This window comes from Micromonospora sp. NPDC023814 (assembly GCF_040639595.1).
Classification (GTDB): domain Bacteria; phylum Actinomycetota; class Actinomycetes; order Mycobacteriales; family Micromonosporaceae; genus Micromonospora.
On sequence record NZ_JBFAAF010000003.1, the window covers coordinates 160,236 to 184,436 of the forward strand.

Genomic DNA, 24,201 nt, shown 5'->3' on the forward strand with positions numbered 1-24,201 from the left:
CACCGCGATGCAGTCAGGGATCTCGGAGATTCTGCCGTTGTCGCCGTTGCAGGAAGGCCTGCTGTTCCACAGCGTGTACGACGACGGGACCGACGTCTACACGGTGCAGATGGCCCTCGACCTGGCCGGCGAGCTCGACGCCGAGCGCCTGCGGACGGCGGCGGAGGCCCTGCTGGACCGGCATCCCCACCTGCGCGCCGCGTTCCGTTACCAGCGGGCGGACCGCATGCTCGCGGTGGTACCCAAGAAGGCGACGCTGCCGTGGGTCGTACGCGACCTCGGTGGACTGACGGAGGCCGAGGCCGACGAGGAGTTGCGGCGGCTGGCTGACGACGAGCGGGCGCACCGTTTCGACCTCGGTGCACCGCCGCTCATGCGATTCGTGCTCGCCGCCCGCGGCGTCGGGCGGCACCGGCTGGTCGTCACGATCCACCACATTCTGCTCGACGGCTGGTCGATGCCCTTGCTGCTGCGGGAGCTGTTCGCGCTCTACGGCTCGCGCGGCGACCTGGCTGTGCTGCCGCCCGCCACGCCGTACCGGGAATATCTGAGCTGGCTCGCGGGTCGCGACCGGGACGCTGCGGCGCAGGCATGGCGGACGGCGTTCGCCGGGGTCGACGAACCGACCCGCCTGGCGCCGACGGACCCGGGCCGGCGCAGCGCGATGCCGGAGCGGCTGGTGCGGCCGCTGCCGGCCGACCTGAGCGGCGCCTTGAGGGAGCGGGCCGCGGCGGCCGGGCTGACGGTGGGAACCGTGCTCCAGACCGCGTGGGCAACGGTGCTCGGGGGGCTCACGGGGCGCACCGACGTGGTCTTCGGTGCCATCGTGGCGAGCCGGCCCGCGGAGCTGCCGGGCAGCGAGACGATGATCGGCCTGCTGCTGGACACCGTCCCGGTGCGGGTCCGGCTGGACCCGGCGCGGGCCTGGACGCAGATCGCCGCGCGGCTGCAGGACGAGCAGGCGGGCCTGCGCGAGCACCAACACCTCGGGCTGGCGCGCATCCAACAGGTCGTCGGCGGGGAACTGTTCGACACCGCGTTCGTCTACGAGAACTACCCGGTCTCCGACCGCGACGCGGAGGTCGCTCCCGGCCTCCGGGTGGTCGGGCTGCACGGGCGCGACGCCACGCACTACCCGCTCACCCTGGTCGCCGCCAACGCCGGCGACGACCTCGTCCTGCGGGTGGACCACCGGGCGGACCTGATCGGCGTGGACGTCGCGGAAGGGGTCCTCGACCGGCTGACGCGCGTACTGGCGGCGATGGCCGCCAACCCGGACCTGATCCTCGCCCGCATCGACACCCTCGAACCGGCCGAACGGGAGCGGATCCTGACCGGCTGGAACGACACCGCGCACCCGCTGCCGCCGGCTACCCTGCCGGCGCTGTTCGAGGCCCAGGTCTCGCGCAGCCCGGAGCACCCGGCGCTGGTGTCCGAGGGCGAGACCCTCACGTACGCGCAGTTCAACGAGCGGGCGAACCGTCTGGCGCACCTGCTCGTCGCGCGCGGCGTCGGGCCGGAGCGCACCGTCGCGGTCGCCGTGCCGCGCAGCATCGACCTGCTCGTCGCGCTGTACGCCGTGCACAAGGCCGGTGGCGCCTACGTGCCGCTGGACACCGGCTATCCGGCCGAGCGGCTGGCGTTCATGCTCGCCGACGCCGCACCGGTGTGCGTGCTCACCGTCGGGTCCGTCGCCGGTGAGCTGCCGGGCGACACGCCTACGGTCGTGCTGGACGACCCGGCGCTGCATGAGCACCTCGCCGCCCAGCCCGCCACCGCCCCGGTCACGGCGCTGCTGCCCGGCCACGCGGCGTACGTCATCTACACCTCCGGCTCGACCGGGCGGCCCAAGGGCGTCGTGGTCGCGCACGAGGCCGTCGCGAACCGCCTGCGGTGGGGTCAGGACCGCTATCCCCTCACCGCCGAGGACCGGGTGATGCAGAAGACCCCGGTCAGCTTCGACGTGTCGGTCTGGGAGCTGTTCTGGCCGCTCCAGGCCGGCGCCACCCTGGTGATCGCGCGACCGGACGGTCACCGCGACGCGGCCTATCTGGCCGAGCTCATCGACCGGGAACGGGTCACCACCGTCCACTTCGTGCCGGTCCTGCTCGACGTCTTCCTCCGCGAACCGGCCGCCGCCCGGCTCGGCACGCTGCGCCGGGTGCTGTGCAGCGGCGAGGCGCTGTCCGCCGAGGTCGCCGAGCGGTTCCACCGCACCGTCGATGCCGAGCTGCACAATCTCTACGGGCCCACCGAGGCCGCTGTGGAGATCATCGCCTGCGAGGTCCCGGCGGAGGCGACCGGCCAGGCCGTGCCGATCGGCCGCCCGGTGTGGAACAGCCGGGTCTACGTGCTCGACGCCGCGCTGCGGCCGGTGCCGCCGGGGGTGACCGGTGAGCTGTACCTGGCCGGCGCGCAGCTGGGCCGCGGATACCTGCGCCGGCACGGTCTCACCGCCGACCGGTTCGTCGCCGATCCGTTCGCCGGTGGCGGCGCACGGATGTACCGCACCGGCGACCTCGTGTCCTGGCGCGCCGACGGCATCCTGGACTATCTCGGTCGCGCCGACGGCCAGGTGAAGGTGCGCGGCCAGCGGGTCGAACTCGGCGAGATCGAGGCGGCGCTCGCCGCGTGCCCGGGAGTGGCCCGCGCGGTGGTGCTGTTCCGCGTCGACCGCTCCGGCGGCCAACGGCTGGTCGCCTACGTGGTTCCCGCCGGCCCGGCCCCGGCCCTCGCGGGCCTCCAGGAACGCCTGCGGCGGCGGCTACCGGAGTACATGGTGCCGACGGCGCTGGTGACGCTGGACGAGTTCCCGCTCAACCCGAGCGGCAAGCTGGACCGGCGGGCCCTGCCCGCGCCGGCGTCCGGTCCCGCCACGACCGGCGCGCCGCGTACGCCCGAGGAGGCGGTGATCTGCGAGGCCGTCGCGGCCGTCGTCGGCGTCCCGCAGGCCGGCCCGGACGACAACTTCTTCGACCTCGGCGGCGACAGCATCCTCGCCATCGCGCTCGTGGCCCGGCTGCGTAAGGCCGGCGTGCGGCTGACTCCGCGCGACATCTTCCAGAACCCCACCGCGGCCGCGCTGGCGGCGGTCGCCGCCGAGCAGACGCACCCGGATGCGGAGCCCGCCGACGACGGTACGGGCGACGCGCCGCTGACCCCGATCATGCACGCGTTCCGCGAGCGTGGCGGGCCGTTCGAGCGGCTGGCCCAGTCGATGCTGTTGCGCGTGCCGGCCGGCCTGGACGCCGACCGGCTCACCGCCGTCCTGCGCGCGGTGCTCGACCACCATCCCGTGCTGCGCGCCCGGCTCGCCGACGGTCAAGACGGCAGGCCGGTGCTGCGGATCGGGCCGCCCGGCAGCGTCGACGCCGCCGGGCTGCTGCGCCGGGTCGACGTCGCGGCCCTCGGCGACGCGGACGCCGTCGCGCTCCTGGCCGGACAGGCCGCGACCGCCAAGGGTGAGCTGGACCCGGCGCACGGGCGGATGGTCCGGGCGGTCTGGTTCGACGCCGGCCCCGACCGGCCCGGCCGGCTGCTGCTGGTGCTGCACCACCTCGTCGTCGACGGGGTCTCCTGGCGGGTGCTGCTGCCCGACCTGGCACAGGCGTGGACCGCGGTCGCGGCGGGGGAGCCGGTCGTCCTGCCGCCCGGCGGCACCTCGTTCCGGCGCTGGGCCACCGCGCTGCGGGCCGCCTCGGCCGATCCGGCGCGGGCGGCCGAGGCCGAGCGGTGGGCGGCGATGCTCCGCGAACCGGAGCCGCTGATCGGCGGCCGGCCGCTGGATGTCACGCGCGACACCGCGCAGACGTTGCGCACCCTCAACCTGGAGCTGCCACCGGCGGTGGCCGGGCCGCTGCTCAGCTCGGTGCCGGCCGCCCTCCACGCCCGGGTCAACGACGTGCTGCTGGCGGCCCTCGCCCTCGCGGTCACACAGTGGCGCCGCTCCCGCGGCCAGGACAGCCACGCCGGCGTGCTGGTCGACCTGGAGGGGCACGGACGCGGTGAGCTGTTGCCCGGGGCCGACCTGTCCCGGACGGTCGGCTGGTTCACCTCCCTGTACCCCGTCCGCCTCACCGGCGCCCCGGCCGACGCGACCGGCCGGTGGGCACCGCAGGCGCTGGACCGTACGGTGGCCGCGGTCAAGGACCTGCTGGCCGGGCTGCCCGACGACGGCCTCGGCTACGGCATTCTGCGTTACGGCGGCGCGGCCGCCGGCGCGCGGCTGGCCGGTTCGCCGCGCCCGCAGATCGGCTTCAACTACCTCGGCCGTATCGGCTCCGGCTCCGCGGACGGCGGCGGGGAATGGCAGCCCGACCCGGCGCTCGCCGCGCTCGGCACCGACCGGGGCGGCGAGCTGCCCCCTGCCCACGCGATCGAGCTGAACCTCTTCGCCCAGGACGGGTCGGACGGCCCCCGGCTGATCACCTCGTTGACCTGGCCGCAGACGCTGCTGGGCGAGGCGGACGTCCGCGAGCTGGGCGAACTCTGGCAGCGTGCGGCCCGCGCGTTGGTGGACCGGGCGGCCGCGCCGGGCGTCGGCGTCGCCGCCCGCGCCGCGTCGGACTTCCCGCTCGTCACGCTGGGTGCCGACGAGATCGCCCAGCTGCTCGGCCAGCACCCGGGCGCCGCCGACCTGCTGCCGCTGGCGCCGCTGCAGAAGGGGTTGCTGTTCCACACGCTCTTCGACGAGAACGCGCCCGACGTCTACATGGTGCAGACGGTCCTGGACATCACCGGGCCGCTGGACAGCGCCGCCCTGCGCGCCGCCGCCGGTGTGCTGCTGCGCCGCCATGACAACCTGCGGGCGGCCTTCTGCCATGAGGGTCTGCGCGAGCCTGTGCAGGTGATCCTCGCCGAGGTGGACACGCCCTGGCGCGAGGTCGACCTGACCGGCCTGCCCGAAGCGGAGATCGCGGCCGAGGCCGACCGGCTCACCCGGGAGGACCGGCGGACCCGCTTCGACCTGGGGCGGGCGCCACTGCTGCGGTTCACCCTGCTGCGCACCGGCCCGCAGCAGCACCGGTTCATCGTCAGCACCCACCACATCCTGGTCGACGGCTGGTCCCGCCCCATCCTGATGGAGGAACTCTTCCTGCTGTACCGGCACGGCGACGGGCGGCGACTGCCGCCGGCCGGCCGCTACCGCGAGTTCCTCGCCTGGCTCGCCGGTCACGAGCGCATCGAGGCCGAAGCCCGCTGGCGGGAGGCCCTCGACGGCCTCGACGGGCCGACCCTGCTCGCCCCCGCCGACCGGGCCCGTCGGCCACTGCGGCCGGAGTCGACCTCGATCGAGGTGCCCGAGGCGGAGACCAAAGCGCTGGCGTCGGTCGCCCGCGGGATCGGCGTCACCGTCAACACCGTCGTGCAGAGCGCCTGGGCGCTGCTGCTGCGCTCGGCCACCGGCCGCGACGACGTCTGCTTCGGCGCCACCGTGGCCGGACGCCCGCCGGAGGTCCCCGGCGTCGAGCGGATGGTGGGCCTGTTCATCAACACCGTGCCGGTCCGGATCCGGCCGCACGCCGCGGACACCCTCGGCGATCTGGCGCGGCGGGTGCAGGCGGAGCAGTCGGCGCTGATGGCGCACCAGCACCTCAGCCTCGCCGACATCCAGCAGATGGTCGGAGCCGAGGAGCTCTTCGACACCGCGGTGGCGTTCGAGAGCTATCCGGCCCTGCCGACGGCACCCGACATCGCGGACACCGGACTGCGGATCGAGGCGGTGCCCGGCCGTACCGTCTCGCACTACCCGCTCAGCCTCACCGCCGTACCGGGCGCCCGGCTGCACCTGCGGATGAACTACCGGCCCGACCTCTTCACACCGGAGGCCGTCGACGGGCTGCTGGACCGGCTGGCGCGGGTGCTGTCCCGCTTCGCCGGCGATCCCGCCGCCCGGGTCGCCGCCATCGAGCCGCTGCTCGCCGCCGAACGCCGCCGCATGCTCGACGCCGGCGCCGGGCCGTCGCGCGTGGACAGCCCGGGCCGTACCCTGCCCGGCCTGCTGCTCGCCCAGGCCCACCGCACCCCGGACGCCATCGCGCTCGTCGATGCGACCGAGGCCGTGACCTACGACGCGCTACGCCGCCGGGCGAACCGGCTGGCGCGGGTACTCGTCGCCCGTGGCGCCGAACCGGAGCGGATCGTCGCGCTCGCCGTACCCCGCGGCACCGACCTCGTGGTGGCGCTGCACGCGATCACCCAGACCGGCGCCGCGTACCTGCCCCTGGACACGGACTACCCGGCGGAGCGGGCCGCGTTCATGGCCGCCGACGCCGCGCCGGTCGTGCTCCTCACGACGCGGGAGGTCGCCGCCCGCTGGCGGCTGGCCGACGTACCCGTCGTCGCCGTCGACGATCCCGCCGTCGCGGCCGAGGTCGACGCCGCGGACGACGGTGACCTGACCGACGCCGACCGCACCGCCATGCTGCTCGACCGGCACCCCGCGTACGTGATCTACACGTCCGGCTCGACGGGTCGGCCCAAGGGCGTCGTCGTGGAACACCGGATGCTGGCCGACTACCTCGGGCACGCGGCCGCCGCCTACCCGTCGGCCGCCGGGGTGGCGCTGATGCACTCGTCGGTGTCGTTCGACATGTCGGTGACCGCACTGCACACCCCGCTGGTGACGGGTGGTTGCGTCCGCCTGGCCGCCATCGAGGACGCGGTCCCGGATCGCGCGCACCCCACTCGGCCCTCCGGCTGGACGCTGTTCAAGGGCACCCCGAGCCACCTGACGCTGATGCAGTCCGCGGCGGTCGACCTGGCACCGACGCAGGAGCTGCTGCTGGCCGGCGAACCGCTGACCGGCGCTCAGCTCGACGACTGGCGGCAGCAGCATCCGGACGTCGCGGTCCTCAACGTCTACGGCCCGACCGAGACCACCGTCAGCGCCACCGAACACCGCATCCCGGCCGGTGCGCCGGTCCCGGCGGGCGCCGTGCCGATCGGCCGCCCGCTGCCGAACACCCGCTGCTACGTCCTCGACAGCGGCCTTCGGCTGCTGCCCGCCGGCGCCGTCGGTGAGCTCTATCTCGCCGGGGACCGGGTCGCGCGCGGATACCTGCGCCGCGCCGCCCTGTCGTCGGCACGGTTCGTCGCCGACCCGTTCGGACCGGCCGGCTCCCGCATGTACCGCACCGGCGACCTGGTCCGGTGGAACGCCGACGGCACGCTCGACTTCGTCGGCCGCGTCGACGACCAGGTGAAGGTGCGCGGCTTCCGGATCGAGCCGGGCGAGATCGAGGCCACGCTGAGCCGCCATCCCCGCATCGCCCGCGCCGCCGTGATCGTGCGCGAGGACCTGCCGGGCGACCGGCGCCTGGTGGCGTACGTGGTCGGGCGCGACGGGCACCGGCCGGTGGCCGCCGAGGTCCGCCGGTTCGTCGGTGAGAGCCTTCCCGAGTACATGGTGCCGCAGACCGTGGTCGCCCTGGACGAGCTGCCGCTGACCCCCAACGGCAAGGTGGACCGGCGGGCCCTGCCGGTGCCGGTCGTGGGCGGGCTGGCCGAGGCGCGTCCGCCGCGCAACCCGCAGGAGGAGATCCTCTGCGGTCTGTTCGCCGAGGTGCTCGGCATCGGCCGGGTCGGCGTGGACGAGAACTTCTTCGAGCTGGGCGGGCACTCGCTGTCGGCGACCCGGCTGGTCGGCCGGGTCCGGGCCACGTTCGGCGCGGAGCTGCCGATCCGGGCGCTGTTCGAGACGCCGACGGCCGCGGGCGTGGCCCGCCGGCTCGCCGAGTCGGCGGGGCGAGGCCGGGCGCCGGTCGTGGCCGTGCCGCGCACGGGCACCGTGCCGTTGTCCTTCGCGCAGCGCCGGCTGTGGTTCCTCAACGAGCTGGAGAGCGCGAGCCCGCTGTACAGCATCCCGATGGTGCTGCGGCTACGCGGCGACCTCGACCGCGACGCCCTGCTCGCCGCGCTGCGCGACGTGGTCGTGCGGCACGAGAGTCTCCGCACACTGTTCCCGGAGGCCGACGGCGAGCCGCGGCAGCTCATCCTCGACCCGGCACGGGCGGCGGGGATGGTGGCGCTTCCGCTGGCCGAGCCGGGGCCCGGCGGCGTGGCGGCCGAGGTACAGGCCTTGATCCGGCGCGGGTTCCGGCTCGCCGAGGAGCTGCCCCTGCGGGCGGTGCTGTTGGCCACGGGCCCGGGCGAGCACGTGCTCGTCGCGGTGCTGCACCACATCGCCGGCGACGGCTGGTCGATGCGGCCGCTGGCCCGCGACCTCGCCCTCGCCTACACCGCGCGGCGCGACGACCGGGTCGCCGACCTGCCGGCGCTCCCTGTCCAGTACGCCGACTACGCGGCCTGGCAGCGGGAGTGGCTCGGCGACGAGGACGATCCGGACAGCCCGATCGCCCGGCAGCGCGATTACTGGACCACCGTCCTCGCCGGGCTCCCCGAGGAACTGGACCTTCCGGTCGACCGGCGCCGTCCGGCAGTGTCGTCGTACCAGGGAGGCAAGATCCGATTCACCCTCGACGCGGAACTGCACAAGCAGCTCGGCGTCCTGGCCCGGCGGAACAAGGCCAGCCTCTTCATGGTGTTGCAGGCGGGCCTCGCCGCGCTGCTGACCCGGCTCGGCGCCGGCACCGACATCCCGGTCGGCAGCCCGATCGCCGGGCGGACCGACAGCACCCTGGACGACCTCGTCGGCTTCTTCATCAACACCCTGGTGCTGCGCACGAGCACCGCCGGCAACCCGAGCGCGCAGGAGCTGATCGCCCGCGTCCGGGAGACCGACCTGGCCGCGTACGAGCACCAGGACCTGCCCTTCGAACGGCTCGTCGAGGTGCTCAACCCGGCACGCTCCCTCTCCCGGCACCCGTTGTTCCAGGTCATGCTGTCGTTGCAGAACACCCCCGAGGCGAGCATCCAGCTGCCCGGGCTGAGCCTCAGCGCGGTGGCCGGAGCTGCCGACGTGGCGAAGTTCGACCTGTCGTTCGCGATGGGGGAGCGGCGGGGCTCCGGCGGGCAGGCCGAGGGGATCGAGGGCGTCGTGGAGTACAGCGCCGACCTCTTCGACGCCTCCACCGTGGACACCATGCTCCAGCGGTACGTCCGGGTGCTGCGCGCGTTCGTCACCGACCCGGCCGCCCGGATCGGCGCGCTGGACGTGCTCACCGCACCGGAGCGGGACCTGCTCACCGCCGCGGCCGAAGCGGTGCGTGAGCGGACGTCGACCCTCGACGGCCTCGTCACCGCGCAGGCCAGCCGCACGCCCGACGCGGTCGCCGTGGTGTACGGCGAGACCGAGGTGACCTACGCCGAGCTGGTGCGGCGGGCGAACCGGCTGGCGCACGCGCTTGCCGACCGCGGCGCCGGGCCGGAGAAGACCGTCGCCGTCGCCGTGCCCCGCTCGGTCGACCTGGTGGTCGCCATCCTCGCCACGCTGAAGACCGGCGCCGCGTACCTGCCGCTGGACACCGAGCACCCGCCGGAGCGGATCGCCTATCTGCTCTCCGACGCGGATCCCGTCCTGCTGGTCACCGCCGCCGAAGTCGCCGACCGGTGGCCGCGGATCGCGGACCGTGCGGTCCTGGTCCTCGACCGTGAGGATCTGACCCGGCTGCCCACCGGCGAACCCACGGTAGAGCGTCACCCCGCCAACCCGGCGTACGTGATCTACACGTCCGGTTCGACCGGCCGCCCCAAGGGCGTCGTCGTCGAGCACCGCACTGTCGTGCCGATCATCGAGGCGTCCGTACGGGCGTTCGGCGCGGGTCCCGGCCGGACCGTGCTCCAGCACGCCTCGGCCGGATTCGACAACTCCGTCTGGGAGACGTTCATCGCCCTCGGGTCCGGTGCCACCCTGTGCCTCGGCCCGGCCCAGGCGATGGTCTCCGGCGAGGACCTGGCGGAGCTCATCCAGCGGCACGACGTCGACCTGGCCGTCCTGGTGCCGTCGGTGCTGGCGTTGGTCGACCGGGACCGGGTGCCGGGCCTGCACACGCTGCTCGTCGGCGGCGAGGCCATCCCGCCCGCGCTCGCGCAGCGGTGGGCCGGCGGCCGGAGGATGTTCAACACCTACGGGCCGACCGAGGCGTCGATCCACTGCACGCTGGGCCGGCTGACGCCGGCGAACGCGGGCGGCACGCCGATCGGCAGGCCCAACGACGGCGTCACCGTGCGCCTGCTCGATGCCTGCCTCCAGCCGGTGCCCGCGGGGGTCGTCGGTGAGATGTACATCAGCGGCGTCGGGGTCGCCCGTGGTTACCACCGGCGGCCCGGTCTGACCGCGGGTCGGTTCGTCGCCGACCCCTACGGTCCGCCCGGCGCCCGCATGTACCGCACGGGGGACCTGGCGCGACGCGACGCCGAGGGTGACCTCTTCTTCGCCGGCCGCGCCGACGACCAGGTCAAGGTCCGCGGTGTGCGGATCGAGCTGGGCGAGATCGAGACGGTTCTGGCCGCGCACCCGGCGGTGGACCGGGCCGCCGTCGCCGTGCACGCCGATCGTCTCGTCGGCTACGCGGTCCCGGCAGCCGGCGCCACGCTGCCGTCGCCGGCCGAGCTTCGCCGGCACCTGCGGCGCACGCTGCCGGAGCAGCTCGTCCCCGCGGCGTTCCTGGGGTTGGACGCGTTGCCGCTCAACGCGAACGGCAAGCTCGACCGCAAGGCCCTGCCCGTACCCGAGCTGCCGTCCGCACCGTCCGGGCGGGGCCCGTCCGATCCGCGTGAGGACCTGCTCTGCACGCTGTTCGCCGAGGTGCTGGGGGTGGCCCGGGTCGGCGTCGACGACAACTTCTTCGAGTTGGGCGGTCACTCCCTGGCGGCGACCCGGCTGGTGAGCCGGATCCGCTCGGCCTTCGGCGAGGAGGTGCCGGTCCGCCAGGTCTTCGAGACCCCCACGGTGGCGGCGCTGGCCCGCAGGCTGACCGGTGGGGCGCCGGCCCGCCCGCCCCTCGAGGTGGTGGCGCGGCCGGAGCGGATCCCGCTGTCCTACGCCCAGCGTCGGCTCTGGCTGATCAACCAGTTGGAGGGGCCGAGCGCCACCTACAACGTGCCGATGGTGCTGCGGCTGCGCGGCGACCTCGACGCCGACGCGCTGCGGCAGGCGTTCGCCGACGTGGCGGCCCGGCACGAGAGCCTTCGAACGGTCTTCCGTGAGATCGATCAGGAGCCGTTCCAGGTGGTCCTGCCTGCCACGGCGGCCGTCCCCGCCCTTCCGGTGCTGCACCCCGCGCCGGGCGACGCCGATCGTTGCGTCCGCGAACAGCTCGACCGCGCCTTCGACCTGGCGGCCGAGCCGCCGGTGCGCGCCGCTCTGGTGGCCCTCGGCCCGCTCGAGCACCTGCTCGTCGTGACCTGTCACCACATCGCCACCGACGGCTGGTCGGCCGGGCCGCTCGCGCGTGACCTGGCCGAGGCCTACGCCGCCCGGCGCACCGGGAATGCCCCCGGATGGCAGCCGTTGCCGGTGCAGTACGCCGACTACGCGCTCTGGCAGCACCGGTGGCTGGGCAGTGAGAGCGACCCGGACAGCCCGATCGCCCAGCAGCTGGCCTACTGGACCAAGACCCTGGCCGCGCTGCCCGAGGAGCTGACGCTGCCCTTCGACCACCCGCGGCCCGCGGCGCTGTCCCACCGCGGCGGCACCGTCCCGCTCGTCCTCGACGCCGGGCTGCACGCCCGGGCGACCGCCGTGGCGCGGTCGACGGGGACGAGTGTGTTCATGGTGGTGCAGGCGGCGCTGGCGGCGTTGCTGACCCGGTTGGGCGCGGGGTCGGACGTGCCGATCGGTACGCCGGTGGCGGGCCGGTCCGACGATGCGCTCGACGAGTTGGTGGGGTTCTTCGTCAACACGGTGGTGTTGCGGACGGACACGGGTGGGGATCCGTCGTTCCGGGAGTTGCTGGGCCGGGTGCGGGAGGCCGACCTGGCGGCGTACGGGTATCAGGATCTGCCGTTCGAGCGTCTGGTGGAGGTACTCAACCCGGTGCGGTCCCTGGCGCGGCATCCGCTCTTCCAGGTCATGCTGTCGCTGCAACCGGCGAGCGCCCCCGCCGCCCTCGCGCCCAGCCTCGACTCCGCCGGCCTCAGGGCCGAGAGCGACCAGCTCGACACCGGAACCGGGCCCACGTCGGCGAAGTTCGACCTGTCGGTGCGGTTGGCCGAGAGCTCCGGCGCCGACGGCCGGCCCGCCGGGATGACCGGCACCCTCGCCTACGCCGAGGACCTGTTCGAACGCGGCACCGCACAGACGATCGCTTCCCGGTTCGTACGCCTGCTCGACGCCGTCCTGCGGGAACCCGATCAGCGGATCGGCGCGGTGGACCTGCTCGACGCCGACGAGCGCCGGGAACTGCTCGCCGAGTGGCAGCACGCCGCCAGTCCGGCACCGGACGTCCTCGTGCCCGACCTGGTCCAGGCGCAGGCCGCCCACACGCCAGCCGCGCCGGCGGTGGAGTTCGGCACCGAGGTGGTCTCCTACGCCGAGCTCAACGCCCGCGCCAACCGCCTCGCCCGCCTGCTGCGCGACCACGGGGCCGGACCGGAGCAGCTCGTCGCGCTCGCCGTGCCGCGCTCGGTCGACATGGTCGTTGCCGTGCTGGCGGTGCTCAAGAGCGGTGCGGCCTACCTGCCGATCGATCCGGACTATCCGGCCGAGCGCATCGCACTGATGCTCACCGACGCCACGCCGGCCGTGCTGGTCACCACCTCAGCGGTCGCGGGGCAACTGCCCGTCACCGCCGCCCACCGGCTCCTGCTCGACGACGCGGGCGTGCGTGCCGACCTCGCCGCCCGGGCGGACAGCGACCTGACCGACGCCGACCGAACGGCGCCGCTGACTGCCGACCATCCCGCCTACGTCATCTACACCTCCGGGTCGACCGGCCGCCCCAAGGGGGTCGTGCTGACCCATCGAGGCATTCCCAATCTGGTCCTGACCCGCAAGGTCGCGTACGACCTCGGTCCCGGCGCACGGCTGCTCCAGTTCGCATCCCTGAGCTTCGACTCCGCGCTGTCGGAGCTGTGCGCGCCGCTGGTCTCGGGCGCGTGCATCGTGCTGGGGATCGCCGACCGGCTCGTGCAGTTGGCCAACCTTCCGGAGCTGATCGCCGAGCGGCAGGTCAGCCACGTGACGCTGCCGCCCGCGGTGCTCAGCAGGCTCTCCGTCGGCAGCCTGCCGTCCGTGCGCACGCTGGCCGTCGTCGGTGAGGCACCGCCGGCCGATCTGGCGGCCGGCTGGGCCGCGGGACGGCGGATGTTCAACGCGTACGGACCCACCGAGGCGACGGTCTGCGCGACGATGACCGAACCCCTCGAGGCGCGGGCGGGTGTGCCGCCGATCGGACGGCCGTTGCCCAACACCCGGGCGTACGTCCTCGACGCCCACCTGAACCCGGTCCCGGCCGGGGTCCCGGGCGAGCTGTACCTCTCCGGCATCAACCTTGCCCGGGGTTACCTCGGACAGAGCGGGCTCACCGCGGACCGGTTCGTCGCCGATCCCTTCGGCGGGCCGGGCGAGCGGATGTACCGCACCGGCGACCTGGTCCGCCGGCGCGCCGACGGCCAGCTGGACTTCCTCGGCCGGGCCGACCACCAGGTGAAGCTGCGCGGCTTCCGGATCGAGCTGGGCGAGATCGAGGCGGCACTGGCCACCGCGCCGGGTGTGGCGCAGGCGCTCGTGCTGGTGCGAGCGGGTGCTTCCGGCGACCGGCGCCTGGTCGCCTACGTCGTCGCGCGCCCGGGCGCCGACCCGGGTGAGCCGGAGCTGCGTGCCCACCTGGCCGGAATGCTGCCCGACTACATGGTCCCGTCGGCCTTCGTGCGCATGCCCGAACTACCGCTGACAGTCAACGGCAAGGTCGACCGGGCCGCCCTGCCCGCGCTCCGCGACCCCTCCGGCACCCGGCGGGAGCCCGCCGACGGTCGCGAGGCGCAGCTCTGCGCGCTCGTCGCCGGCGTGCTGGGGCTGGACGGGGTCGGCGTGGACGACAACTTCTTCGCGATCGGCGGCGACAGCATCGTCGCCATCCAGCTGGTCAGCCGGGCGCGCGCCACCGGACTGCTGTTCACCCCGCGCGACATCTTCCGGCACCAGACCGTCGCCGCCCTCGCCGCTGTCGTCACCGAGGCCGACCCGCCGGACGCGGCGGCCGACGACGGCACCGGCACGGTGCCGCCGACGCCGATCGTGTCGTGGCTGCGCGGGCTCACCGGCCCCGTCGAGGGCCTGAACCAGTCGCGGCTGCTGCGGGTTCCGGGCGGTATCGGGCTGGACCGGCTCACCCGCGCGGTGCAGGCCGTCGTGGACAACCACGACGCGCTGCGGATCCGCCTGCACCGGCGTCCGAACGCCTGGGAACTGTCGGTCGGGCCGCGCGGCAGCGTGGCCGCCGCCGACCGGGTGCGCCGGGTCGACGTGGTGGGCCTGGACGCGGCAGCCCTGCGCGAGGCGCTCGGCACCCACGGCGAGGCGGCCCGCCGCCGGCTCGACCCGGACGCCGGCGCGGTCGCCGAGGTCGTCTGGTTCGACGCCGGGCCGCAGACGCCGGGCCGGCTGCTGATCGTTGCGCACCACCTCGTCGTCGACCGGGTCTCCTGGAGCGTCCTGCTGCCGGACCTGGCTGCGGCGTGGGAGTCGGCGACCGGTGACGAGCCCGTCGTGCTCCCGCCGGTGCCCACCTCGCTGCGCCGCTGGGCGTTGGCGTTGCGCGAGGCGGCGCACGATCCGCGGCGGGTGGCCGAATTGCCGCTGTGGTCGCGGATGCTGGCCCGTCCGGAGCCGCCGCTCGGTGCCCGGGCGCTCGATCCCGGCCGCGACGTGCGCGGCACGGCGCAGGCCGTCACCGCCGAGCTGCCGGCCGAGGTCACCGCTGCGTTGCTCACGTCCGTCCCGGCCGCGTTCCACGCGCAGCCGAACGAGGTCCTGCTGACCGGGCTCGCCCTGGCCGTGGCCCGGTGGCGGCAACGGCGCGGCACCGTCGCATCGGCGGTGCTCGTCGACGTCGAGGGCCACGGCCGCGAGGACGCGGGTGCGGGTCTGGACGTGACCCGCACCGTGGGCTGGTTCACCACGATGTACCCGGTCGCGGTGGACCTCGGCGGCATCGACCCGGATGGTGCGTCCGACGCCGGCACGCTCCTCAAGCGCGTCAAGGAGACCCTGCGTGCGCTGCCGGACAACGGCCTGGGCTACGGGTTGCTGCGCCACCTCAACCCGGACACCGCCGCGGTGCTCGCCCCGCTCGCCGGGCCGCAGATCGGCTTCAACTACCTCGGCCGTTCCGGTGGTGCCGCGTCCGTCGGCACCGGCACCGGCTGGTCGCCGGCCCCCGCCGACGAACTCCGGCTGCCCGGCAGCGATCCCGGCCTGGCCGTCTCGCACGTACTGGACATCAGCGCCATCACCCGCGACGACGCCGGCGGTCCCCGGCTGCTCAGCCGCTGGAGTTGGCCGGCGGGCATGTTCAACGCCGCCGAGGTGCGGGAGCTGACCGAGCTGTGGCACGCGGCGCTCACCGCGTTGGTGGAGTGCGCCGGCCGGCCCGGCGACGGTGGGCACACCCCATCGGACTTCCCGCTCGTCGACCTCACCCAGCAGGACCTCGACGCGCTGCAGGAAGACCCGGCCGGGCTGGCCGACGTGCTGCCGCTCGCGCCGCTGCAGGAGGGCCTGCTCTTCCACCTCCACCACCGCGGCGACGGGCCGGACCCGTACCTGGTGCAGCTCGCCGTGGACTGCGAGGGCGACCTCGACCCGGCGGCGCTGCGGGCGGCCGGTGCGGCGTTGCTGGAGCGCCACCCGAACCTGCGCGCCGGATTCCGATACCTGATCGATGGCGCCGCGGTGCAGTACGTGCGCGAGCGTGTCGAGCTGCCGTGGACCGAGGTCGACGTCACATCCCTGCCCGACGGGGAGCGCGACGCCGCGCTGGACCGGTTGGCGGCGGCCGAACGCGCGGCCGGTTTCGACCCGGACCGTCCGCCGCTGCTGCGCCTGCTGCTCGCGCGGATCGCCGACCGGCGGTACCGATTGGTCCTCACCAACCACCACATCCTCTTCGACGGCTGGTCGGCGCCGCTGCTGCTGCGCGACCTGGTGGGGCTCTACGCCGTTGGAGGGTCGGCCGCCGGCCTGCCGCCGGCCGTGGACTTCCGCCGCTACCTGCGCTGGCTCGCCGGGCAGGACCGAGCCGGCACCGAGGCGGCCTGGCGTCAGGCGCTGTCCGGCGTCACCGAGGCGACCCGGCTCAGCCGGCCCGATCCCGGCCCGGCCGACCGGCTGCCCGAGCGACTCCTCGCCGACCTGCCAGCCGATGTCGCCACGGCGGTGCAACGTCGGGCCGCCGCGACCGGGGTGACCCTCAACACCGTGCTCCAGACCGCCTGGGCGGTCGTGCTGGGCGGGCTGACCGGCCGGCGGGACGTCGTGTTCGGCGCCACCGTGTCCGGCCGGCCGCCGGAGCTGCCCGGCATCGAGAGGATGGTCGGTCTGTTCATCAACACCGTGCCGGTCCGGGTGCGCCTCGACCCGGGCGTGCCGTGGCCGCAGGCGCTGCGGCGGGTGCAGGACGAACAGTCGGAACTGACCCCGCACCAGCACCTCGGCCTGGCGCACATCCAGCGGCTGGCCGGCATCGGTGACCTGTTCGACACGGCGTTCGTGTTCGAGAACTACCCGATCGACGCCGCCGGGGACGACGCCACGGGCACGCCGGAGGGCCTCCGGGTCACCCGGGTCGACGGCCGTGACTCCGCGCACTACCCGGTGGTCGTGGCCGCCTCACCGGCCCGTGGCGGGCTGCGGCTGCGGCTGGACTACCGGTGCGACCTGTTCTCTGCGGAGACCGCCAGAGAGCTGCTGGGACGGCTGGAGCGAGTACTGGCGGCCACCGCGGCCGACTGGGACCAGCCGGTGGGCCGTCTCGCCCTGCTCGACGAGACCGAACGGCACACCCTGCTGGTCGAGTGGAACGCCACGCGACAGCCGGTCGGCGACGGCCCGCAGACGATCACCGACGCCTTCGCGCGGGTGGCGGCAGAGCGGCCGGACGCGCCCGCGCTGAAGCTGGGCGGGCACGCCCTGACCTACCGGGAACTCGACTCGGCCGCCACCCGGCTGGCTCGCCGCCTCGTCGGCCTGGGCCTGCGGCCGGACCAGCGGGTGGGGCTGCTGTTCGAGCGCTCGGTCGAGCTGGTGGTCGCCGCGCTCGCGGTCGGCCGGGCGGGCGGTGCGTACGTCCCGCTCGACCCGAAACACCCCGCCGCCCGGCAGCGGCTGATCCTGGGCGAGACCGCGGCGCCGTTCCTGCTCACCGGTGCCGACCGCACAGACGACTGGCTCGCCGGGCTGAACGGCCGGGTGACGGTCGTCCCGGTGACGCTCGACGATCTCGCCGACACCGGCCACACGTCCGGTCCCGACGCCCTGCCGCCGGTCGCGCCGGACCAGGTCGCCTACGTCATGTACACGTCGGGTTCGACGGGGCTGCCGAAGGGGGCTGCGGTCACCCACCGCGACGTCGTCGAGCTGGCGACCGACCGGTGCTGGCGTACCGGCAGCCAGGAGCGCGTGCTGTTCCACTCACCGCACGCCTGGGACGCCTCGACGCTGGAATGGTGGGTGCCGCTGCTCAACGGCGGCGAGGTCGTCGTCGCCCCGCCACAAGCGCTGGACACCGCGGTGCTGCGAGACCTGGTCGTCGGCGAGCGGATCACCGGCCTGTGGCTGTCGGCCGGGCTGTTCCGGCTGCTGGCCGAGGAGGATCCGGCCTGCTTCGCGGGTCTGCGCGAGGTCCGCACCGGTGGCGACGTGGTCTCCGCCGACGCGGTACGCGCGGTGCTCGCGGCGTGCCCGCAGACCGTGGTGACCAACGGCTACGGGCCGACCGAGGCGACGGTCTTCGCGGTACACCACGCGATGCGCCAGGGCGACCCGGTGGGCGACACCGTGCCGATCGGCCGGCTGCTGGACAACATGCGCGGCTACGTCCTCGACGCGTTCGTCCGCCCGGTGCCGGTCGGCGTCGCGGGAGAGCTGTACCTCGCCGGATCCGGTCTGGCGCAGGGCTACGAGCGGGATCCGGCCACGACGGCGCGCTGGTTCCCGGCCGATCCTTTCGGGCCGCCCGGCACCCGGATGTACCGGACCGGCGACCTGGTCCGGTGGCGGTCGGACGGGCGACTCGAGTTCGTCGGCCGGGTCGACGACCAGGTGAAGATCCGCGGTTTCCGGATCGAGACCGGCGAGATCGAGACCGCACTGACCGGCCACCCCGCGATCGGGCAGGCCGCCGTCCTGGCCCAGGAGCACCGGCCGGGCGACCGGCGGCTCGTGGCCTACCTGGTGGCGGCGCCCGGCGCCACGGTGCCGGAGTCACCGGTGCTCGTGGAGCACCTGCGCGGGTCGCTGCCCGACTACATGGTGCCCTCGGCGTTCGTGACGCTGCAGCGGTTGCCGCTGACCAGCAACGCCAAGCTGGACCGCGCCGCGTTGCCGGTGCCGTCGGTCGGTGGCGGGGCGGGCCGGTCACCGCGTACCCCACGCGAGGTGCTGCTGTGCGCGGTCTTCGCGGAGGTCCTCGGCATCGAGCGGGTGCAGCTGGACGACGACTTCTTCGGGCTGGGCGGCAACTCGTTGCTCGCCGCCGCGTTGCTGACCCGGCTGCGAACGGTCTTCGGCGCGGGGCTGAGCATCCAGGCGCTGTTCGCCGGGCCCACCCCGGCGCGGGTCGCCGAGGCGCTGGACGACGCGGCGGCCGGCACGGCCGACAGCTTCGCCGTGCTGCTCCCGCTGCGGGCCGCGGGTGACCGGCCGCCGCTGTTCTGCGTGCACGCCGGTGGTGGCCTGAGCTGGCGCTACTACGGGCTGCTGCGTCACCTGCCGCCCGGTCAGCCGGTGTACGGGCTCCAGGCCCGCGCCTACAGCACTGCCGGGTATCAACCGGCCGACGTGGCGGAGATGGCCGCCGACTACGTGGCGCAGCTGCGGGCGGTCCAGCCGCACGGGCCCTACCACCTCATCGGCTGGTCCTTCGGCGGCCTGGTGGCACACGCCATGGCGACGGCGTTGCAGGCGACGGGGGAGCGGGTCGAGTTGCTGGCGCTGCTGGACGCGTTCCCGGCGCGCGACGGGGACGACATCGTCGTGCCCGCTTCCGAGGACGTCCTACCGGTGCTGCTGGAGGCCGCGGACGTCACACTCGACTCCACCGGGACGGAAGGGCTGACCGTGGCCCGGGCCGCCGAGGAACTCCGGGAGCGCGGCGGGCCGCTGGGCGACCTGCTCGCGGACCGGGTGGAGACCGTGCTCGAGACGTTCCGCGCCGGCTTGCGCCTTCGCCGGTCGTACCGGCCAGAGGCCTTCGACGGCGATTTGCACCTGTTCGTCGCGGACGGGACCGACCCGGGCGCGGCGGTGGCCCGGTGGAAGCCGTTCGTCACCGGCCGGATGACCGGCCACGCGCTGCCGTTCGCGCACAGCGACCTGCTGCGTCCGGAAGCTCTCGCCGTCGTCGTCGAGAGGCTCGGCGACCGGCTTCCACACCGTACGAGAAGGGATGTGACCGATGCAGGAGCTTCATGACCTGGGTACGACCGCGCCGTTGGGCGAGGTTCCGCGATTCATGCACGCGGCACTGATCCGCCGCAGCCGGTACGGCCAGCCGGCGAAGGCGTTCGAGATCGAGGTCGTCGAGGTGCCGCCGGTCGGCCCGAAGCAGGTCCTGGTCTCGGTCATGGCGGCCGGCATCAACTACAACGGCGTGTGGGCGGCGCTCGGCGCACCCGCCGACGTGATCGCCCTTCGGCAGAAGAAGGGCGACCCGCACGACTTCCACATCGCCGGCACCGAGGGTTCCGGTGTGGTCTACGCCGTCGGCTCCGAGGTCACCCAGTTCCGCGTGGGCGACCATGTCATCTTCGGTGGCCTGCAATGGAACGAGTCCGCGCCCGACATCCGTCTCGGGGTGGATCCGACCGCTTCGCGATCCCAGGTCGCCTGGGGCTACGAGAGCAACTTCGGGGCCTTCTCGCAGTACTGCCTGGTCGACGAGTACCAGTGTTATGCCAAGCCGCCCGCTCTGACGTGGGAGGGCGCCGGCGCGATGATCGGCTGCGCGGCGACCGCCTACCGACAGCTGTTCGGGTGGCACCCGCACACGGTGCAACCCGGTGACCCGGTGCTGGTGTGGGGCGGCGCGGGCGGTCTGGGGTCGATGGCGATCCAGTTGGTGAGCCAGTTCGGTGGCCGGCCGGTCGCTGTGGTGTCCAGCGAGGCCAAGGCCGAGCACTGCCGGCGGCTGGGCGCGGTCGGGGTGATCGACCGGTCCGAGTTCGACCACTGGGGCCGGATGCCCGACCAGGACACGCCGGAGTACGCGAGGTGGATGGCCGGCGTGCGGGCCTTCGGACGCAAGTTCTGGGAGGTGCTCGGTGAGCGCCGCAACCCGCGGATCGTCTTCGAGCACCCGGGCCGCGACACGCTGCCGACGTCGGTGTACCTGTGCGACAACGCGGGCATGGTGGTGACCTGCGCCGGAACGAGTGGCTACAACGGGGACCTGGATCTGCGGTTCCTCTGGATGCACCAGAAGCGGTTGCAGGGCTCGCACGCGGCGAACGTCCGCGAGACGGCGGCGATGGTCCAGCTCGCCGGCGCGGGCCGGCTGGATCCGTGCGTGACGGTGGCCGAGCCGATCAGCGAGATCGGTTCGCTGCACCAGGCCCTGTACGAGAACCGGCACGAGCCGGGGAACATGGCCGTGCTGATCGGTGCGTCGGCACCCGGGCAGACAGGCTGAACAGCGCGACGCGGGACGGGCCCGTGGCGGGCCGTTCCGCGTTCGCGTCGAAGGGCTGTCGGTGAGTGTCGGGTCACCGGAGAACGACTACCGGTGGGATTCGTCGTCGAGGAGTCGGGCTGCCGTCCCGGTCGGGGCCTTGCGGTCCGACGCCCTCGCCGGCGAGGCGGGCGGCCATCAGCCCTGGTCATGGCTTCGACGCGGTTGATCTGGCCGGCGTCGGCCTCCAGCCCAGCGTGGGCGCGGCCAGACCGTGGTGGTGGGCGGTTGTCCGGGCCCCTCAGTTGGGCCGGGCCAACCGCAGGCAGGCGAGTGCCTCGGCGAGTTCGGACGGTGTGTCCCCCGGCTCGGGCAGCGCGCTGCTGTAGACGGTGGCGGCGTACTTCTCGCCGCCGTCCGCGCAGATGCAGGCGAGGTCGCGCAGCTCCGGATCGCTGAGGGTCGCGACCACGGCGCCGAGCACCGCGGCGCCGCCGGAGCCGCCGAGCGCGAGCCCGGTGCGTTCCCGGAGGATGCGGCACGCCCAGGCTCCGTCCAGGTCGCCGACCCTCACCTGCCTGTCCCAGTCCGCCGGGGCCAGGAACGACGACCGTACGCCGGAGCCGAATCCGGCGAGTTTGAACGGCCGCGGGGCCGGGCCACCACCGGTCGCCGCCGAGCCGACGGCGTCCACGGCGATCACCCGGGTGCCCGGGTGCTGCTCGCGCAGGTATCGCGACACCCCGGCGAGCGTGCCGCCGGTGGAGACCGCGACGGCCGCCGCGTCCAGCCCGCCGCTCAGATCACCGACCAGCTCGGGTGCCGTCCAACGGTAGTGCACGTCGGGGTTGGCGGGGCTGTGGTACTGGTCGGTCCAGACCGCCGACGGGTCCGCCCGGAGGATGTCCTGCACCTTGCTCAACCGGGCCCGCACGGCGTTGCCGCCACTGACGTCACCGATCTGTACGACGTCAGCGCCGTACGCGGCGATCCGGCGCACACTCTCCGGCGGCGCGGTGGCGTCCACGACGAGGGTGCACCGGTAGCCCCGCGCCGCGCACAGCCCGGCCAGGGCCACGCCGAGGTTGCCCGAGGACGACTCGACGACTCGCTGCCCGGGGCTGAGGCGCCCGGTCGTCTCCAGCGTGCTGAGCAGCCCGTGTGCGGTACGGGCCTTGATCGAGCCGAACTGGTTGCCAGCCTCGATCTTCAGCCAGATGCGGCGCACCCGGCCACGCACCGGAACCTCGATGGAAACCAGCGGGGTGCCACCGACCGAGTATTCTTCGTCGAAACTGACCGGAAAATGCGAGACGACCATTTCACCGCCGTTACAGAAGGCGCAGCCTGCAATGACTCCCCGCCATGTCGGAAGCGCCGACACTCGGCGGACAGAGGTCGCCCGAGAATGCAGATCGGCGCGGTAGATCCTGGTCAGGCCACGTGGAGTGGACAATTCGGAGTCCACGCCGAAGAAGCGCATGGTCACAACCTGTGACCATGCTTCGGTGGAGCCCCCGTTGGTCATTCATGACGTGGGGGCGAGCCTAGCAAGACATAGTCGTCTGTCGCTAGCTTTCAGCGCGGCTCTGCCTTCGCGTCACGCAGACGCGAAGGCAAAGCCGGCCCAGGATCACAGGGCTATGCGTCCCGGCGGCGGAGCACGATCCAGGCGCCGACGATCGCGACGGCCACCCAGGCGGCCATGAGGCCCAGGCCGACCCACGGGCCGAGCGAGTCCGCCGCGGGCTTGCTCTGCGTGATCAGGATGCCCGCCCGGTCGGGCATGTACTTCGCCACCGGCTCGACCTGCTCGATCGAGGCGACGAACGGCGAGATCAGGAAGAACATCGGCATCAGCACGCCCATCGCCAGCACCGCGTTGCGGAGCATGAACGTCACCGCCATCGAGAACAGCGCCAGCAGCGCGAGGTAGAGCCCGGCGCCGACGATCGCTCGGGCGACGCCCGGATCGCCGAGCGACGCCGCGTTGGGCATCAGCGCCTGGGTGACGAAGAACGTCACCACGCTGGTGAGCATACCCACGACGAGCATCACCGCGGTCGCCGTGGCCAGCTTGCAGGCCAGGAAGAGCCCGCGCTGCGGCACCGCGGCCAGCGAGGTGCGGATCATGCCGCTGGAGTACTCGCCGCTCACCACGATCACACCGAACGCGATCACCGCCAGCTGACCGAAGTTCACGCCGAAATACGCCAGCGCCGTAGCGTCGAAGTCCGGGCTCAGGCTCTCACCCTCGCCGTAGAAGCTGCTGACCGCCGCGCTGATCCCGAGCACCACGACAAACGTGGCCGCCAGGGTCCAGGCGTGGCTGCGCACGGAGCGAACCTTCGTCCACTCCGACCTGAGAACCGCCTGCGCGGACATCCTCACCTTCCCTCGTCCCGGCTACTGCCGGCCAACTGCCGAGCCCGCTCGGCCAGCCGGCCGGCGGGGGGCGCGGCGGAGAACTCCACCGCGTTCGCGGTCATGCGCATGAACGCCTCCTCCAGCGACGGCCGCTGCGGGCTGAGCTCCAGCAGCGGGATGGCGTCGTTGGCGGCCAGCTGCCCCACCCGCGCGGTGTGCCGCTCGTCGGTCTCGATCAGGCCGTCGGGGTGCGCGACGAGCTCCATGCCCTCTGCGCGCATCAACGACACAAGCCGGTCCTGCGCGGCAGATCGGATCCGCACCACGCCCCGGGCGTTGACCTTGATGAACTCCGCCATCGTGGTGTCGGCCAGCAGCTTGCCGCGACCGATGACGATGAGGTGGTCGGCGGTGATCGCCATCTCGCTCATCAGGTGGCTGGAGACGAAGACCGTGCGGCCCTCATGGGCCAGGCCCTTCATCAGGTTGCGGATCCAGAGGATGCCCTCGGGGTCCAGGCCGTTCACCGGCTCGTCGAACATCAGGATCGGCGGGTCGCCGAGCAGCGCCACCGCGATGCCCAGACGCTGCGACATGCCGAGTGAGAACCCACCGATACGCCGTCCGGCCACATCGGTCAGACCCACGATGGCCAGCACCTCATCGACCCGACGCCGGGGGATGCGGTTGCTCTGCGCGATGGCGAGCAGGTGGTCGTAGGCTGTCCGGGCCTCCTGCGCGTCCTTCGCGTTGAGCAGCGCACCCACGTGCCGCAGCGGCTCGGCGAGGTCGACGTAGCGCTTGCCGTCGATGCGGATGTCGCCGTGACTGGGCCGGTCCAGCCCGAGGACCATCCGCATGGTGGTGGACTTCCCGGCACCGTTGGGCCCGAGGAAACCCGTCACCTGGCCCGGGGTGACGTCGAAGGTGAGCCGGTCGACGGCCAGGGTCTTGCCGTACCTCTTGCTCAGCTCACGTACCTCGATCATGTGCCTTGCCTCTCGTAGACATGCCCACCATGGTCGCGAAGCGGCCCGCCGCGCGGCTCCCCCCGGGGATGGAGATTGCTCCCGCCACGGGGTGGTTTTCGCAGGCCGGCGGCCCG

At 73.7% G+C, this 24,201-nt stretch carries 5 protein-coding genes; 2 read left to right on the forward strand and 3 right to left on the reverse strand.

What is annotated here, in order from left to right:
- Nucleotides 1–7 precede the first annotated feature (7 nt).
- Together AB0G14_RS02705 and ccrA are read left to right on the forward strand one after the other, a co-directional pair.
- Nucleotides 8–19,534 (forward strand): non-ribosomal peptide synthase/polyketide synthase, encoded by a 19,527-nt coding sequence (locus tag AB0G14_RS02705; protein WP_357693017.1) that lies wholly within the window; start codon nt 8–10, stop codon nt 19,532–19,534.
- Entirely contained in the window at nt 19,518–20,750 is a 1,233-nt protein-coding gene (gene ccrA / locus AB0G14_RS02710) for a crotonyl-CoA carboxylase/reductase (protein WP_357693020.1), read from the forward strand. The genes AB0G14_RS02705 and ccrA overlap by 17 nt, the downstream gene beginning before the upstream one ends.
- 280 nt (nt 20,751–21,030) lie before the next feature.
- Here ccrA and AB0G14_RS02715 read toward each other — a convergent pair whose 3' ends face one another.
- The 3 genes from AB0G14_RS02715 to AB0G14_RS02725 all read right to left on the reverse strand — a co-directional run bounded on the left by AB0G14_RS02715 (nt 21,031) and on the right by AB0G14_RS02725 (nt 24,085).
- Nucleotides 21,031–22,050: a cysteine synthase family protein gene (locus AB0G14_RS02715; RefSeq protein WP_357693022.1), complete on the reverse strand. Its 1,020-nt coding sequence runs from the start codon at nt 22,048–22,050 to the stop codon at nt 21,031–21,033.
- Nucleotides 22,051–22,370: 320 nt separating this feature from the next.
- Nucleotides 22,371–23,066, reverse strand: coding sequence for an ABC transporter permease (locus tag AB0G14_RS02720; RefSeq protein ID WP_357693023.1), 696 nt, complete (start codon nt 23,064–23,066; stop codon nt 22,371–22,373).
- A 50-nt stretch (nt 23,067–23,116) separates the two neighbouring features.
- Entirely contained in the window at nt 23,117–24,085 is a 969-nt protein-coding gene (locus AB0G14_RS02725; protein WP_357693025.1) for an ATP-binding cassette domain-containing protein, read from the reverse strand.
- Nucleotides 24,086–24,201 lie beyond the last annotated feature (116 nt).